Here is a 15,448-nt window from a genome sequence, read left to right as displayed (position 1 = left end):
TGGCACCGTGGAACGGACGTGAAACATGGCATCACTCAGAATTTTAGCAGGGGAATACAAGGGCGCGCTCCTTCTAACGCCGCCGGGGATCCGGCCCACAGAGTCGCGGGTGCGCAAGGCGCTCTTTGACATCCTCGGGCCGCGTATCGAGGGCAGCCGCGTCCTGGAGCTCTACGCGGGGAGCGGGGCCCTGGGACTGGAGGCCTTGTCCCGGGGCGCGGCATCAGTGGATTTTGTTGAGTCCCAATCGAGTTGCATCCAATTTATTCGCAAGAATTTACAAAAAGTGCTCGGGGAAAAGGCTCTGGGTTGCGCCCGAATCCACCCGCATTCCGCAGAAATTGTCCTCCCCAAACTCGGAAATCGGGGGGAGCAATTCGATCTCATCCTGATGGATCCTCCTTATCGGAAAGGCTGGGCAAAGAAGAGCTTGCAGCAAATTGGCGCCTGTGCTATCCTACGAAATCTTGGTGTCGCGGCAGTGCAGCACGCTTGGGCAGAGGTGGTTCCGGAATCGGAAGGCAACTTGGTCAAAACGCGAGATTACCGATATGGGGATACAGGCATCACCTGTTACGCGACACAGGGCAGTCTATCCGGGGACATTTGATCCAGTCACATATGGCCACATCGATCTGATCAAGCGAGCCCGGCTTATTTTTGACGAGCTCATTGTGGCTGTGGCCCACAATCCCTCAAAGGCACCCCTTTTTAGTGTGGAAGAGCGCAAGGGCTTTCTTCGCCGGGCTGTGCAAGGCCTGGACGGGGTTTCTGTTATTGATTTTGAGGGCCTGGCAGTCAAGTTTGTGCGAAGCCAAGAGAGCCGGGTGATGATCCGCGGGATGCGGATGATTTCGGATTTTGAGCTCGAATACCAAATGGCCACGACCAACCGCAAGCTGGATGACGGCGTGGAGACTCTCTTCTTAATGCCTTCGGAGACCAACGCCCATCTGTCCTCCCGGCTCCTCAAGGAGGCTGCGGCCCTGGGTGCGGAGCTGGCTGCCTTTGTTCCTGGCTACGTGGAAGAAGCGCTCAAAAAGAAGTTGAATCGATAACACCACAGGCATATGAATCCTCAATTACTCATCCAGTTTGACTCGGTTCCCAATAGCGGTTTGGTCCTGCACAGGCGCTACGAAGGCCCGAGTCTGGACATGGACACCAGCATTTGCGCTTTTGCCGGCCCCTTTGAATTGGAAGCCCGGATTGAGATAGAGTTCGGGGAGGCCAGTATTGAGACCGCGGTCCGCGGCGAGACCACCTGCACTTGCAATCGCTGCGCCAGAGAATTCTCCCGCCATCTTGAGCGGGAATTCCGGTTTGTTTACGATACCCGGGAAACCCCGGAGGTTGATTTATTAGAGGCCGTGCGCGAGGAGCTGCTGCTCGGCAGCGAAATTCAGCTCCTTTGCTCGGAGGGATGTAAGGGCTTGTGCCCGACATGTGGACAGGATTTGAATCAGATGGAATGCTCCTGTGTTCTGGAAGAAACAGAGCCCCGGGGGCTTTCCGGTTTGAAGTTGGGAAAGGAAAAGAGTCATGGCACTTCCTAAAAGAAGACACTCCAGTACAAGGCAAGCCAAAAGGCGCACTCACGACGCACTCCAGCCCCCGGCTTTGGGGTTCAGTCCGGAGACCGGCGAATTCAAGATGAGCCATCGCGCCACCAAGCTGGGTAATTACAAAGGCCGCCAGATCCTCACCAAGAAAGTGCGGCGGGAGTTGGAGAAGGGGAACGCCTCCTGAGTCAGGCGAGCCTGGAAGCTCCAACCGATATGACTTCACTTCCGAATCGCGCTGAGTCGCCCGGCAGTACCGTCCGTATTGCTGTGGATGCAATGGGCACGGACTCTCATCCGGGCTACGAGGTCAGGGCGGCGATGCAGGCTTTGGATCTGCGTGATATGCACATCACCCTGGTGGGCGATGAGAAAAAAATCCGCGCTTATCTGGCCAAGGGTCTTGCAGATGAGAAACGCCTAAGCATTCTGCACGCGGACGAGGTCGTGGAGATGCACGACCCGCCGGCCGCTTCCGTGCGCCGTAAGAAAAACTCCTCAATGAACGTGGCCGTGCGCCTTCTCAAGGACGGGAAGGTCGATGCCGTGCTTTCCGCCGGCAATACCGGGGCCATGGTTTGCTCCACTTCTCTTAATCTCGGGCTTTTGCCCGGTGTGGAACGCCCCGGTATCGGTGTGCCCATCCCCACGCGCCGCGGATGGAGTCTGCTCATTGACGTGGGCTCCAACATCGATGTTAAACCCATTCATCTTCTGCAATACGCTGTGATGGGAGCGGAATACTGGAAGCTTATCAACAATGTGCCCAACCCTGCCATCGGCCTGCTCAATGTGGGTGAAGAAGAGTCCAAGGGCACGGAACTTCTTCGCGGAGTCCATGCGCTTCTCGACCGCAGCCATCTCAATTTTACGGGCAATCTTGACGGCAAAGATCTGTATCACGGCAATTGTGACGTGGTTGTCTGCGACGGTTTTACAGGCAATGTCGCGCTCAAGGTATCGGAGAGCCTGGCCTCAACCTTTGGGTATTTCTTGAAGCGGGAATTAGGACGCACGCCTTTGCGCAGGCTCGGGGCTCTGCTGGCGGCAGGGGCATTCAAGGATATTAAGGAACAAACGGATTACGCTGAAAAGGGTGGTGCGCCGCTGCTGGGCGTCAATGGCACGGTGATGATCTGCCACGGGGGATCCCCGGTTAAGGCAGTCAGAAATGCGATTGCCGGTGTTCATGATTTGGTGTCGAACCGGCTCAATGAAAAAATTGCGAAGGTCATTACGGAAGAGATGCGGTTTTTGAGCGAGGGATAAGTTTGGAGGTTCTTATGTCACAGGAAAGTACGGTTCGGAAAGTCGCCGGCTCTGCGCAGCCGGCGCCCACAAGAGACACTTTAAAGAAGGTGGGGATTATGGGATTGGGCACAGCGATCCCGGAAAAGGTTCTGACCAACAAGGACCTTGAGAAAATTGTGGATACCTCGGATGAGTGGATCCGCACGCGCACCGGCATCAAGGAAAGGCGCATTATGGCGGAAGGCACAGGCACGAGTTCTTTGGCGGCTGAAGCCTCCAGACAGGCCCTGAAGGATGCGGGCATCAGCCCTGAGGAAATTGATTTGGTGCTTGTGGGCACGGTGACTCCGGACATGGCTTTTCCTTCCACTGCCTGTTTGGTTCAGGCAGAGCTGGGGATTCCGACCACAGCCATGGCCTTTGACTTGGCCGCGGCCTGTTCAGGTTTTGTGTTTGCCTTGCATGCGGCCGCGCAATTTGTGGCCACGGGCGCTTGCCGCAATGCACTTGTAATCGGCGCGGATGCGCTTTCCCAGCTCGTGGACTGGGAGGATCGCACCACCTGTGTGCTTTTCGGAGACGGTGCAGGCGCTTGCGTGATCGGCCCGGCCGAGAGCGGCGGAATCCTGAGTGCGGTCATGGGTTCGGACGGTTCGGCCTCGGATCTGCTCAAGGTCCCGGGCGGCGGCAGTCTTTTCCCCAAGACCAAGGAGAACATTGATTCCAAAGAGCACTTCATCAAGATGAACGGAACTGAAGTTTTCAAGATGGCTGTGCGCAATATGGTGGATGCGGCCAAAAAGGCTTTGGAACAGAGCGGCCACACCATTGAGGATATCAAACGTTTGGTGCCTCACCAGGCAAATCTGCGCATCCTCAAAGCCGTGGCCAAGGGCCTGGGCATGCCTGAGGAGCGGGTGTTCGTCAACGTGGATCGTTACGGAAATATGTCCGCGGCTTCAACCGTGGTCGCCTGGGCTGAAGCAGTGCGCGCAGGGGATCTCAAAAAAGGGGACCTGGCCTTGCTGCTGGCTTTCGGGGGCGGCATGGTTTGGGGAGCTATGGTTGTGGAAATGTAGGAGGTTTTAGCAGCAAATGGAACTTATTTATCTCTTTCCGGGACAAGGCGCGCAGTACGTGGGTATGGGGCAAACGCTCTACTTGAGCTCTCTCGCGGCACGCCGCACCTTGGACGAAGCCAATAAAATCCTCGGCTATTCTTTGACGGATCTCTGTTTCAACGGCCCTGCCGGAGAGCTTGAGCGCACTGAAAAGAGCCAGCCTGCGATTTACGCGGTTTCCATGGCGGCTTTGGCCGCGGTGCAGGAAGTGGTGCTTGAGCAAAACGTGCATCAGCAGTGGGATGTTTTGGCCGCGGCAGGTCTTTCCTTGGGTGAGTACTCTGCCTTGGCAGCCGCGGGTAGTTTTACATTTGAGGAAGGCCTTAAACTGGTGGCCGAGCGCGGGCGCTTAATGGATGAAGCCTCCCGGATCAACCCCGGCGCCATGTCCTCCATTCTGAATCTGGACCCGCAAGCGCTGGAAAAGATTTGCTGGAAGACCGGCGTGCAGGTGGCGAATCTCAATTGTCCGGGGCAGGTAGTGATCAGCGGCTCGGTTGAGGGCATTGAAGAGGCAGAGGCTGCGGCCAAGGAAGCCGGCGCCAGGCGTGCGATCCGTTTGGAAGTGAGCGGGGCCTTTCATTCCAAACTCATGGAGCCCGCAGCTAAGGGACTTGCCGGGTATCTTTCGGAGATGAATATCGAAGAGCCGGGCTACCGGGTTTATTCCAATGTGACGGCCGGGCACGTAACCGGTGCGGAGGCCGTTCGCAAGCAGTTGGTGGCTCAACTGACCTCACCGACTTTGTGGGAGGATACGGTGAAGAAGTTGGCTGCTGATTTTCCGGGGGCATTGATGGTGGAGCTCGGGCCGGGAAAGGTCCTGCAGGGGCTCTGCCGTCGTATCGACAAAGGAATCAATGTGAAGGGGGTTGATGCCTTTGACGACTTACAATCCCTCCTACAACAGGCGGGAGTGGGGGCAGCCTAAGTGGGTCAACTGACAATCCTGATCGTCGCAGTCAACCTTTTGGTGCTGGGCGTGGTGTACTTCTATGTCCGGCGGCGCTACAAGCGAATCATCAACTCGCTCTACACTCAATCCATTACAGACGGTCTGACCCAGCTTCACGACCGGCGCTATTTTGATATGCGTCTGAATGAGGAAGTGGAACGGGTCCGGCGATACGGCATGCCTGTCTCCCTGCTGATGATCGATATCGATGACTTCAAACAGTACAACGATACCTACGGCCATCCGGCCGGGGATAAGTTGTTGCGCCGGATCAGCGATATCATCCGGCACGGGACACGGAGGATTGATTTGTCCGCGCGTTACGGGGGCGAGGAGTTTGCCGTGATGCTGCCGGTGACTCCCATGACCGGAGCCAAAATTGCGGCTGAGCGCCTGCGCGCGCGCGTGGAGGAATCCAGCCGCGCTGAGGATAAAGCCGTGACGATCAGCATTGGGGTTTCGACTTATGACGGCGAGCCCAAGGATTACAAAAAGGACACCCTGGTCAAGTCGGCGGATGAGGCTTTGTATAGGGCCAAGGATGCGGGCAAGAACTGCGTGCACCTGAGCAGCGAAGCGACCAAACCCATGGAGGCGGCGGAGTAGTGGGCCAAGTGCCGGCAGGGCAAAAGGATCGGCGCAGGGTGGTGATTACCGGAATCGGGGTTGTCGCTCCCAATGGCGTAGGAAAAGAGGACTACTGGAAGGCCGTCCGCGCCGGCAAGGGGGCGGTTTGCACGGTTCAGGGCTATGACAAATCCGAGCTCCCGGTGCAGATCGCTGCGCAGGTCGGGGAGTTTTTTAACCCTGAAGAAGTGCTGGGCCGCAAACTTGCGCGCCGGGTGGATCGGACCGCGCATTTTGCGATTGCTTCAGCCCGGGAGGCCTTTGAGGACTCGGGTCTGGATCTTGACAAGGAAGACCGTAATCGTATCGGCGTGATCCTGGGCACGGCCATGGCCGGACACGGGCTCATGTTGCAGCAGCATTGTAATTTCCAGGACAAAGGCCCCATGAAGGTGGACGTGTTTACGGCCACAGCCTCCTTCGGGGATGCTCCAGCCGGGCGCATCAGCATGGAGCTGGGCGTGCACGGCCCCAGTTATTCGGTGGCCACCGCTTGTTCCAGTTCTTTGGATGCCATTCAGGCCGCGGTTCAGGATATCCGTACCGGGCAGACGGATCTCATGTTTGCCGGCGGGGCGGATGCGCCGGTCTTTCCGCCCATCATGGCAGCCTTTGCCGTGTTGCGCGCCCTCTCCACCCGGAACGAGGATCCGGAAACGGTTTCCAGGCCTTTTGATAAGGACCGGGACGGTTTTGTTTTTGGGGAAGGAGGGGGCATGTTGGTTTTGGAAGAGTTGGAACACGCGCGCGCGCGCGGAGCCCGTATTTACGCGGAAATTGCGGGCGGGGCAGCCACGACCGATGCCTTCCATATGACCGCCCCGGATCCTACGGGCGCCCAGGCTGTCCGGGCCATCCGCGAGGCCTTGGCCGATGCCGGAGCCCGGCCGGAGGAAGTGGACTATGTGAACGCCCACGGCACATCCACTCCGCTCAACGACAAGAATGAGACCCAGATCCTCAAGGAGGTGCTGGGCAGGCGGGCCTACGAGATTCCTGTGAGTTCCACAAAATCCATGATTGGGCATTTGATTGGGGCCGCAGGCGTGGTAGAACTTATAGGAGCGCTTTCGGTGCTGGAGGGGGAGGGCTTGGTTCCTCCCACCATCAACTATCAGACGCCGGACCCGGAGTGCGATCTGGACTATGTGCCCAACAAAGCGCGCGCGCACCGGGTAAATTTATTTTTGAAGAACTCTTTTGGTTTTGGAGGGAAGAATTCTGCGTTGGTAATACGGAGATATTCGGGTTAGGAGACGGAAAATGGTCAAGCTTTTAATCGTGGACGACGAGAAGGAAATTGCGCAGGTCTTGAGCGGTTTCTTCAGTGAGCGCGGTTACCAAACCGTGACAGCCCATAGTGGGGAGGAGGCTCTCACCATTGTGGACCGGAGCCGGCCGCACCTGATGTTTTTGGATCTGAAAATGCCGGGCATGAGCGGTCTGGAAGTTTTGAAAAAAGCCCATGAAATGGACTCGTCCCTGAAGATTATTGTGATTTCCGCGGACGAGGAACAGGCTACCATCGAAGAGGCGAGATCCCTGGGCGCGAGCGACTACGTGACCAAGCCCTTTGACTTGGTTTACCTGGAGCGGGAGGTGATCGGCAAGGTCACCTCCCAACTCTACGAAGACTTGAGGGAATCCTACCAAAGACTCCAACAGACTTTCAGGGAAATCGTGCAGGCTCTGATGGTGATCGTGGGAAAGATAGACCCTCACTACACGGCAGGACACGTGGGACGCACCCTCAACTACGGCGCAAAGATCGTGTCCAAGCTCCAGGCCAAGGGCCATGACTTGGGCGGGTTAAGCGACGAGCTCTTTTTGGCCGGGGTTCTCCTGCACGATATCGGGAAGATCTTCACGCCCCGGGAGATCCTTCATAAGGAAGGGCCTCTAAATGAACAGGAGTGGGAGATTATGCGGCGCCATCCGGTGGACGGGGCGCAGATTTTGTCTCAGGTGGAGGGGCTTCGCGAAATGTCCGAGATTGTGCGCTTTCACCAGGAGAAATTCGATGGCACCGGGTATCCGGATGGGCTCAAGGGGGAGGATATTCCTCTGGGCTCGCGCGTGGCCGCTGTGGTGGATGCCTATGATGCCATGACCAGCGTGCGTCCCTACCGTAAAAAGGCCATGACTCCGCAAGAGGCCATTGAGGAGCTGGATCGTTGTGCCGGCACCCAATTTGATCCTGTTGTCGTGGAGGCCATGAAAGAGCTTTACAATGAGGGGATGCTGTGAAAACGGCTGTTGAAATCGAAACTGAGGAGCAAGCGGTGAAGGATTTAGAGGGACAAGTGGCCTTAGTGACCGGGGCTTCCAGAGGGATCGGCTTTGCCGTGGCTGAACGTTTGGCGGCTGCGGGGGCGCGGGTTTGGATCTGTTCCCGCTCCACCGAGACCGTGGAAAGGGCGAAAAGGGAGCTATCTTCCAAAGGTCTTTCTGTGGAAGGGGATGCAGCGGATGTCTCCAATGCAGGCCAGACCCGGGCTCTGATGGACAAGGTTCTTGACAAGGAAAAGAATATTCATATAGTAGTCAACAATGCCGGTATCACCCGGGATCAACTCCTGATGAAGATGTCGGAAGAGGACTGGGACACGGTCCTCGATGCCAACCTCAAGGGAGCTTTCCTCTGCACCAAAGCCGTTGTTCGAGGCATGATCAAACAGCGCTATGGCCGGATCGTGAACATCTCTTCTGTAATCGGGGTGACGGGGGGTGCGGGGCAGGCGAATTATGCAGCAAGCAAGGCCGGTTTGATCGGATTCACCAAGAGCGTAGCCAAGGAATTGGGCTCCAGGGGGATCACAGTCAATGCCGTGGCTCCGGGCTTCATCACCACAGATATGACGTCGGCGATGAGCGAAGAGCAGCAGGAGGCCGTGCTCAAGCAGATTCCGATGGGTCGGTACGGGGAGGTGCGGGATATAGCGGAATGCGTGCATTTCCTGGTATCGAAGGCTGCAGGGTATATTACGGGTCAAGTCGTCCAGGTGGACGGCGGATTGGCCATGTAGTATGTTGTTCGGCGTCAGTCGTTTCTTCTGCGGAGGCATTTGAGGCCGTAGGAAAAACGACCCACGACGAATGATTGAGGACGAAAACAAACACTGTATCAAGGAGGGTAACCGATGGCAGTGGCGGATAAGGTCAAGACGATTATCGCTGAACAGCTTGGCGTCAAGGCCGACGAGGTGGTAGAGAAGGCTTCGTTTATTGATGATTTGGGTGCTGATTCACTCGACACCGTTGAGTTAGTCATGGCCTTTGAAGAAGAATTCGGGATTGAAATTCCGGATGAAGATGCTGAGAAGATCCTGTCGGTAGGTGACGCTGTCAAGTATATTGGCGAAAAGGCTGGAGAAAAAGCCTAGGGTTATTCTCTTATAGTTTTGGTTTAAGTTGCAGACGTCGGAGCTGAGAAGCATCCGACGTTTGCGTTTAAACAGGCATCTCAAGGAGCAGCGTTTTATGGCGAATCGAAGAGTGGTGGTTACGGGTTTGGGCGTGGTCACGCCTATCGGCACGAGTGTGGAGGAGTACTGGCAGAATCTTCTGGCCGGCAAGAGCGGCATCAGCCCGATCACTGCGTTTGATCCCGGACTCTTTGATTCAAGGATTGCCGGCCAGATCAACGATTTTGATCCTTCGGAATATATATCGCCCAAAGAACTCAAGCGCATGGAGCGTTTTGTTCTGTTCGCGGTTTATGCCAGCCATACGGCGCTAAAGGACTCGGGCATTGAGGTGGAGAAAGAAGACCCCTACCGTCTCGGCGTTTTGGTGGGCTCCGGCATCGGGGCGCTCGGCTGCATCGAAAAGCAACATTCGGTGATGCTTGAACGCGGGCCCGGCCGCATCTCTCCTTTTTTGATTCCCATGATGATTGTCAATATGGCGCCCGGCCAGATCGGGATCAGTCTGGGCATGAAAGGGCCCAACTCCTGTGTGGCAACGGCCTGTGCCAGCGGCAATCACGCGATTGGAGACGCTTTCCGCATTGTCCAGCGCGGAGAGGCGGATGTCATGATTGCGGGGGGGACCGAGAGCTGCATTACCGAGCTGGGGATCGGCGGTTTTTGTGCGCTGAAGGCGCTGTCCACGCGTAACGAGGAGCCTCAAAGAGCCTCGCGTCCTTTTGACCGGGACCGGGACGGTTTTGTGATGGGGGAGGGGAGCGGGATCGTCGTGCTCGAGGAGTATGAGCGGGCCGCGGCCCGGGGCGCGCGCATTTACGCCGAGATCGCGGGCTATGGCTTAACAGGCGATGCCTACAATATGACAGCCCCGTCCCCGGACGGCGAGGGCGCAGCCCGGGCAATGGAGCTGGCTCTCAGCTCTGCAGGGGTCAATGCGCAAGATGTCCAGTACATTAACGCGCACGGAACCTCTACGGCGCTCAATGACAAGACCGAGACTTTGGCCATTAAGCGTGTCTTCGCGGATCACGCCAAAAAATTGATGGTCAACTCTACCAAGTCAATGACCGGCCATCTCCTGGGCGCGGCCGGCGGGGTGGAGTCCGTGGCCACAACACTCAGCCTGTACCACGGGAAAATTCATGGCACCATGAATTACGAGACCCCGGATCCGGATTGTGATCTGGACTATGTGCCCAATGAAGCGCGCGAGGTCCAGGTGAAGGTTGCAATGACCAATTCCCTGGGCTTTGGCGGGCACAACGCGAGCTTGTTGTTCAAGAAGATTTAGCGCGCTTGTCATCCTGATGGAGCGAAGCGTATTTCGTCATCACGAGGAGCGAAGCGACGTGGTGATCTATGTTCCGCAAAGATGGCCGCGCCGCGCGCAAGGCTCGGCTCGCCATGACGGACTCTGCGGTTCTGATGACGGACCCCAATCCTCTTGACCCCAGCTCCCCCAGCAACGAAACTATACCCATGCAAAGTGGTCAATCCCAAAAACTTGGCGAAGTTCTGGTGGCACAGGGCCGCATCACGCGCGAAGATTTGGCCTCTGCCTGGCGTGAGTGCGAACAGAGCGGCCGCGCTCTGGCCGATGTTCTGGCCGCCCAGGGATTGGTGCCCAAAGACGAGTCCCTCCCGCTTCTTGCCAAAGACCTGGGCGTGCAGTTTGTGCGCCTCAAGGACCTCTCCGTGAGTCCGCAAGTGCTCAATAAAGTGCCGGCGCGGCTGGCCAGCCGGTACAGCCTTGTGCCTTTAGGACTGGAAGGCAAGCGTCTCCAAGTGGCGGTGGCCAATCCATTGGACATGCATGCTCTGGATGATGTGCGCCTTCTTTTGGGCTGTGAAGTCCAGCCTGTATTGGCCGAGGAAGAGGAAATACGCGAGGCGATTGAGGACTGGTACGGCCTGGGCGCGGGCACAATCGAAGAAATGTCTCAACGCGAGGATGCCCCCCGGGTCGAGGCCGATGTCTCCGGCGATAATTTGGAGGACATGGTTGAGAACGCTTCGGTTGTGCGCTTCGTCAATCAGATCTTTTTACAGGCCTACAAGGAACGCGCCACAGATATCCACATGGAGCCTTACGAAAATGAATTGCGCATTCGATTCCGGATTGACGGCGTGTTGCACGAGACCGCAGTGCCTCCGGAAGTGAGGCATTTTCAATCGGCCATTGCATCGCGCATCAAAATCATGGCCAATTTGAACATTGCCGAACGCCGCTTGCCGCAGGACGGCCGCACCCAAGTGCGCGTCGGCGGTGAGGAGCTGGACCTGCGTATTTCGACCTTGCCTACGCCCTGCGGCGAGAGCTTGGTGATCCGCGTCCTGAGCCGGGTCATGCTCTATGATCTTGCCCACTTGGGGTTTTCCGAGCGGGATCTGGGTATCATTGAAGAGCTGATTGTGAAGCCCCACGGTATTCTGTTTGTGACCGGGCCGACCGGAAGCGGCAAGTCCACTACTTTGTACGCCTGCCTGTCGAAGATCAACACCCAGGACAAAAAGATTGTCACCATCGAGGACCCGATTGAATACCAGTTGCGCGGGATCAGCCAGGTGCAGGTGCAGCCTCAGATCGGTCTGAGTTTTGCCCACACTCTGCGTGCCATGTTGAGGCACGATCCGGATGTCATGATGGTCGGAGAGGTTCGCGATCTGGAAACTGCCGAGATCGCCATTCGTGTGGCCTTGACCGGTCACTTGGTGTTTTCCACTTTGCACACCAATAGCGCGGCCGGGGCGGTGACCCGGCTTTTGGATATGGGATTGGAGCCCTATTTGGTGTCCTCTTCAGTTCAGGCCTTTATGGCCCAGCGGCTGGTGCGCTTGATCTGCGAGCACTGCCGCGAGCCCCACACGGTTTCACAGGAAGAGGCTTCGCGCTATGGCATGCCTGAAATCGCGGGGAGTTCCGTATTCCGGGGAAAGGGTTGTGCGGAGTGCCGCAACACAGGGTACCGGGGACGCACGGGGATTTACGAGATTCTCCCTGTAACCGAGTCCATCCGCCGTTTGATCATGGATCATGTGCCTGCGGACAGGATTGCCCAGGAAGCTCGATCCGCGGGTTGCCCTTCTCTGCGTGACGAGGGCTTGGCCAAGGTCCGGCAGGGCTTGACTTCGCTTGAGGAGATCCAGCGCGTCAGCCAAATTGAAGATATCTAAGGTGTTCATCCGCATGAGAACCCTCTTAACCCTCTTACTTCTCAGCCTTCTCATCGGCTGCGCCTCCAGCCCCTATCCCACCGAGGCCGTGGTTTCGCGCGTCATCGACGGGGATACGGTGGAACTCTCCACCGGACAGCATGTGCGCTATCTGGGCATTAATACTCCGGAGGTGCGCAAGAAGCGGGGGGGCCAGTGGATTTATGACCCGGAACCCTTTGCTGAGGCTGCGACGGCTCTGAACCGTGATTTGGTGGAGGGCTGTCGAGTGCGCCTGGAATATGACGTGGAAAAGAAGGACAAGTATGGACGGCTCCTGGCTTATGTGTATCTGGGGGATCTGTGGATCAACGGCGAGATGGTGCGTTCGGGTTTGGGGGAGGTATTCACGCTTGCGCCCAATACCAAATATGTGGACGAGCTGGCCGGCCTGCAAAACCAGGCCCGGCAAGAGCGCAAGGGGATTTGGGGGCCTTCCGGCTGAACCCTTGGCATCGGCCCCGGATCGCGGTAATCTAAATCACTTAGCCTTCCCATCACTGACCTAGAAAGGAATCTGAGGACCCATGAAATTTCAAGTCAAAGCCGGAAATTGGACTCAAGCAGCACAGGATCTGGTGATTGTCGTGGTCCCTGAGGGCCAGTTGCTTAAGTGGGCCAAGAAACAAGGGGTTTCTGAGATGGCCGCTGTGGCCCGGCAGGCTGCAGGATCGGTGGAAAAGGCTTCGGAGTTTCGGGGGGCAGCCGGAGAGACTCTGCTCGTGCACCTGCCCCAAGGAGTTGCCGCACGCCGCTTGCTCGCCGTGGGCGCAGGGCCTGTGAAGGAGTTGAATGCCGGAAGTTTCCGGCTGGCCGTGGCTCTTGGTGCCCGCTGGGCTGCGCAGAAGGGCCTGAGCCGTGTGGGTTTTGTTCTGGAACTCCCCGGTCAAAAGGCCTTGGATGAAAAGGCGCGCACCGAGATCGCGGTGGAGACTTTTCTTTTGGCAACCTACAAATTCACCGAGTATCTGGAAGACGCGGGAAAGCATGCGGCTCCGGATCAGGTTACCCTCTGGGCGGCTTCCGGACGCAGCTTGCCCGGCCTGCAGAAGGCAGCGGCCTATGCGAGAACAGTGGGCGAGGCTGTGTGCTGGACCCGGGATACCAACAACCAACCCGGAAACAAGGCCAATCCCGCTTACCTGGCCTCCCTGGCCCGGAAGGCCGGCCGCGATTTTCCTTCCTTGCATTGCACGGTCCTCGGTCCGTCAGAACTCAAGAAGCTGGGCATGGGGGGGATTCTCGGAGTGGGCGCGGGCAGTGAGCAGCCGCCCCAACTGATTGTCCTCGATTACCGTCCTGCCCGGCGCCTGGGTCCCACCGTGGGCCTGGTGGGCAAAGGGATTACCTTTGATTCGGGCGGCATCAGCCTCAAGCCCGGCCAGGGAATGGAGTGGATGCGTTTTGACAAGTCGGGTGCGGTGGCTGTGTTGGGCACCATGCGTGCATTGGCCGCGCTCAAGCTCCCCTTGAGGGTGGTGGGTGTAATGGCCTGTGCCGAAAACATGCCCAGTGGTTCGGCTATCCGTCCCGGTGATATTCTGCGGACCCATAGCGGCAAGACCGTGGAAGTCCTCAATACCGATGCCGAGGGGCGCTTGGTTCTTGCGGATGCGCTCTCTTATATAGGAAAGTACAAGCCCGATGTGGTCGTGGATCTGGCTACTTTGACCGGGGCCTGTGTGGTTGCCTTGGGAAACGAAGCTGCGGGTCTTTTTTCTCAGGACACCAAACTGGTGGATCAGCTGGTTGCTGCCGGGACTCGAACCGGGGACCGGGTATGGCCGATGCCGCTCTGGCCGGAATACGGCCAGATGATTAAAGGCGATGCCGCAGACCTCAAAAATATCGGCGGGCGGGACGCAGGCGCGATCACGGCTGCAGCTTTCCTGCAGAACTTTGTTCAGGATTACCGCTGGGCCCATCTTGATATTGCAGGCACAGGCTGGACCGAAAAGGGCAAACCGACCGCGGCCAAAGGGGCCACCGGTTTCGGAGTGCGGCTTCTCCTGGACTGGATGCAGCACTTGGCCGGAAGGAAAGTCTAAATGGACGAAACTCAGATTGCCGAAATAGAGTCCGCGCAGATCGAGGAAAAAGAAGGCCTGGTGCGCGAGCTGCTGGAGTGGATGGGGGAAACGCCGGATCGCGAAGGTCTGGTGCGGACGCCCTATCGCGTGCTCAAGGCGCTGCGCTTTCTTACCTCCGGGTATCACCAGAATGTGGAGGAGGTCATCAACAGCGCGATGTTTACAGTGCGGCACGACGAGATGGTCCTGGTTAAGGACATTGACTTCTACAGTCTTTGCGAACACCATCTCCTGCCTTTTTTCGGGAAGTGCCACGTGGCCTATATTCCCAAGGACTCCGTGGTGGGTTTGAGTAAAATTCCGCGCATCGTGGACATGTTTGCCCGGCGCCTGCAAGTCCAGGAGCGTCTGACCAATCAAATTGCCGAGGCTTTGCAGGAGAAGATTCATCCCAGGGGTGTGGCCGTGGTCATGGAGGCGCATCATTTGTGTATGATGATGCGGGGCGTGCAAAAGCAAAACGCGGCAATGACCACCAGTGCCATGCTGGGTAGTTTCCGGACCGACTCCAAGACGCGTATGGAGCTAATGGAACTCTTGAAAAGATAGGCCTGTTTTAATCATGACCCTCCGACTGCGTTATTACCCGGACAGTATTCTCAAGAGGGTGGCGCTTCCTATTGAGAAAATGAACGAGGAAGTGCTTGAGCTGGCCCAAGCCATGGTCCAGGTAATGCACCGGAATGAAGGCGTGGGTTTGGCTGCTCCACAAGTGGGAATTGATAAGAGACTTTTGGTTTACGATGCCTCTTGCGTCAACCCTGAGGCCCATCCCCGGGCTCTGATAAATCCAATAGTCACTGAGATTTCAGGAGGGTTGGAGTGGGGTGATGAGGGGTGTTTGAGTTTTCCCGGGGTCTGGGGCAGTGTGAGACGCCCCAGACAGATCCACCTGTTGGCGCAAAGTCTGAGCGGTGAGCCTGTTGACGAGAAGATCACGGGCTTTGAAGCGCGGATTATTTTGCATGAGTTGGATCATCTGGACGGAATTTTGTTTGTGGACCGCTTGCGATGGTGGCGCAGGTATCTGGCGCTGCGGAAGTATCAGAAACCAGAGGAGGGGGCGGAGCCTGCGGAAGGCCCGGCTTTGTAAAGGGGGAGACGAGTGAAGAAGTCGATGATTGCATTGGGGGTGGTGGGGCTTTTGGTTGTCGCCGGTATGGCCCTGAGCGGCCGGCAGAGCGGGGCGAGCGCCTCGGGT

Annotated in this window: 18 protein-coding genes; all 18 read left to right on the top strand. The window is 57.3% G+C overall.

The window, feature by feature from the left end; genetic code table 11:
- The first annotated feature begins 25 nt into the window (after positions 1-25).
- The 18 genes from rsmD (at position 26) to def (ending at position 15,340) form a co-directional block, all read left to right on the top strand.
- The gene (gene rsmD, locus JW937_03215) at positions 26-610 is read left to right on the top strand and encodes a 16S rRNA (guanine(966)-N(2))-methyltransferase RsmD (GenBank protein MBN1586421.1); all 585 of its coding nucleotides are present in this window, start codon (positions 26-28) and stop codon (positions 608-610) included.
- Positions 552-1,058 carry a pantetheine-phosphate adenylyltransferase gene (coaD, locus tag JW937_03210; protein ID MBN1586420.1) on the top strand — a complete coding sequence of 169 codons (507 nt, stop codon included), beginning with the start codon at positions 552-554 and terminating at the stop codon, positions 1,056-1,058. The genes rsmD and coaD overlap by 59 nt, the downstream gene beginning before the upstream one ends.
- A 12-nt stretch (positions 1,059-1,070) precedes the next feature.
- Positions 1,071-1,556: a DUF177 domain-containing protein gene (locus JW937_03205; GenBank protein MBN1586419.1), complete on the top strand. Its 486-nt coding sequence runs from the start codon at positions 1,071-1,073 to the stop codon at positions 1,554-1,556.
- The gene (rpmF, locus tag JW937_03200) at positions 1,543-1,749 is read left to right on the top strand and encodes a 50S ribosomal protein L32 (GenBank protein MBN1586418.1); all 207 of its coding nucleotides are present in this window, start codon (positions 1,543-1,545) and stop codon (positions 1,747-1,749) included. Before JW937_03205 ends, rpmF begins: the two co-directional genes overlap by 14 nt.
- Before the next feature lie 29 nt (positions 1,750-1,778).
- Positions 1,779-2,831 carry a phosphate acyltransferase PlsX gene (gene plsX, locus JW937_03195; protein MBN1586417.1) on the top strand — a complete coding sequence of 351 codons (1,053 nt, stop codon included), beginning with the start codon at positions 1,779-1,781 and terminating at the stop codon, positions 2,829-2,831.
- A 14-nt stretch (positions 2,832-2,845) separates the two neighbouring features.
- Complete coding sequence (locus JW937_03190) at positions 2,846-3,892, top strand: ketoacyl-ACP synthase III (protein ID MBN1586416.1); 1,047 nt, start codon at positions 2,846-2,848, stop codon at positions 3,890-3,892.
- A gap of 16 nt (positions 3,893-3,908) precedes the next feature.
- Positions 3,909-4,865: an ACP S-malonyltransferase gene (gene fabD / locus JW937_03185; protein MBN1586415.1), complete on the top strand. Its 957-nt coding sequence runs from the start codon at positions 3,909-3,911 to the stop codon at positions 4,863-4,865.
- Positions 4,866-5,495 (top strand): GGDEF domain-containing protein, encoded by a 630-nt coding sequence (locus JW937_03180; GenBank protein ID MBN1586414.1) that lies wholly within the window; start codon positions 4,866-4,868, stop codon positions 5,493-5,495.
- 8 nt (positions 5,496-5,503) lie between these two features.
- A complete protein-coding gene (gene fabF / locus JW937_03175) occupies positions 5,504-6,769 on the top strand; it encodes a beta-ketoacyl-ACP synthase II (GenBank protein ID MBN1586413.1) in 1,266 nt (421 codons plus the stop codon).
- 10 nt (positions 6,770-6,779) lie between these two features.
- On the top strand, positions 6,780-7,763 hold the full coding sequence (locus JW937_03170; protein ID MBN1586412.1) for a response regulator: 984 nt from the start codon (positions 6,780-6,782) through the stop codon (positions 7,761-7,763).
- A gap of 35 nt (positions 7,764-7,798) precedes the next feature.
- Positions 7,799-8,542 carry a 3-oxoacyl-[acyl-carrier-protein] reductase gene (gene fabG, locus JW937_03165; protein ID MBN1586411.1) on the top strand — a complete coding sequence of 248 codons (744 nt, stop codon included), beginning with the start codon at positions 7,799-7,801 and terminating at the stop codon, positions 8,540-8,542.
- Between the two features lie 114 nt (positions 8,543-8,656).
- Positions 8,657-8,899, top strand: coding sequence for an acyl carrier protein (locus JW937_03160; GenBank protein ID MBN1586410.1), 243 nt, complete (start codon positions 8,657-8,659; stop codon positions 8,897-8,899).
- Positions 8,900-8,996: 97 nt separating this feature from the next.
- Entirely contained in the window at positions 8,997-10,235 is a 1,239-nt protein-coding gene (gene fabF / locus JW937_03155) for a beta-ketoacyl-ACP synthase II (protein ID MBN1586409.1), read from the top strand.
- Between the two features lie 68 nt (positions 10,236-10,303).
- Positions 10,304-12,118: a Flp pilus assembly complex ATPase component TadA gene (tadA, locus tag JW937_03150; GenBank protein MBN1586408.1), complete on the top strand. Its 1,815-nt coding sequence runs from the start codon at positions 10,304-10,306 to the stop codon at positions 12,116-12,118.
- A 13-nt stretch (positions 12,119-12,131) separates the two neighbouring features.
- The gene (locus tag JW937_03145; protein MBN1586407.1) at positions 12,132-12,602 is read left to right on the top strand and encodes a thermonuclease family protein; all 471 of its coding nucleotides are present in this window, start codon (positions 12,132-12,134) and stop codon (positions 12,600-12,602) included.
- A gap of 82 nt (positions 12,603-12,684) precedes the next feature.
- Positions 12,685-14,205 carry a leucyl aminopeptidase gene (locus JW937_03140; GenBank protein ID MBN1586406.1) on the top strand — a complete coding sequence of 507 codons (1,521 nt, stop codon included), beginning with the start codon at positions 12,685-12,687 and terminating at the stop codon, positions 14,203-14,205.
- Positions 14,206-14,796: a GTP cyclohydrolase I FolE gene (gene folE, locus JW937_03135; protein ID MBN1586405.1), complete on the top strand. Its 591-nt coding sequence runs from the start codon at positions 14,206-14,208 to the stop codon at positions 14,794-14,796.
- A 13-nt stretch (positions 14,797-14,809) separates the two neighbouring features.
- Positions 14,810-15,340: a peptide deformylase gene (gene def, locus JW937_03130; protein ID MBN1586404.1), complete on the top strand. Its 531-nt coding sequence runs from the start codon at positions 14,810-14,812 to the stop codon at positions 15,338-15,340.
- Positions 15,341-15,448: the final 108 nt, after the last annotated feature.

The organism is Candidatus Omnitrophota bacterium (assembly GCA_016929445.1).
In the GTDB taxonomy this organism is placed as follows: domain Bacteria; phylum Omnitrophota; class Gorgyraeia; order JAFGIU01; family JAFGIU01; genus JAFGIU01.
Note: the sequence above shows the minus strand (reverse complement) of the source record. Positions and strands in the feature narration are given on the sequence as shown.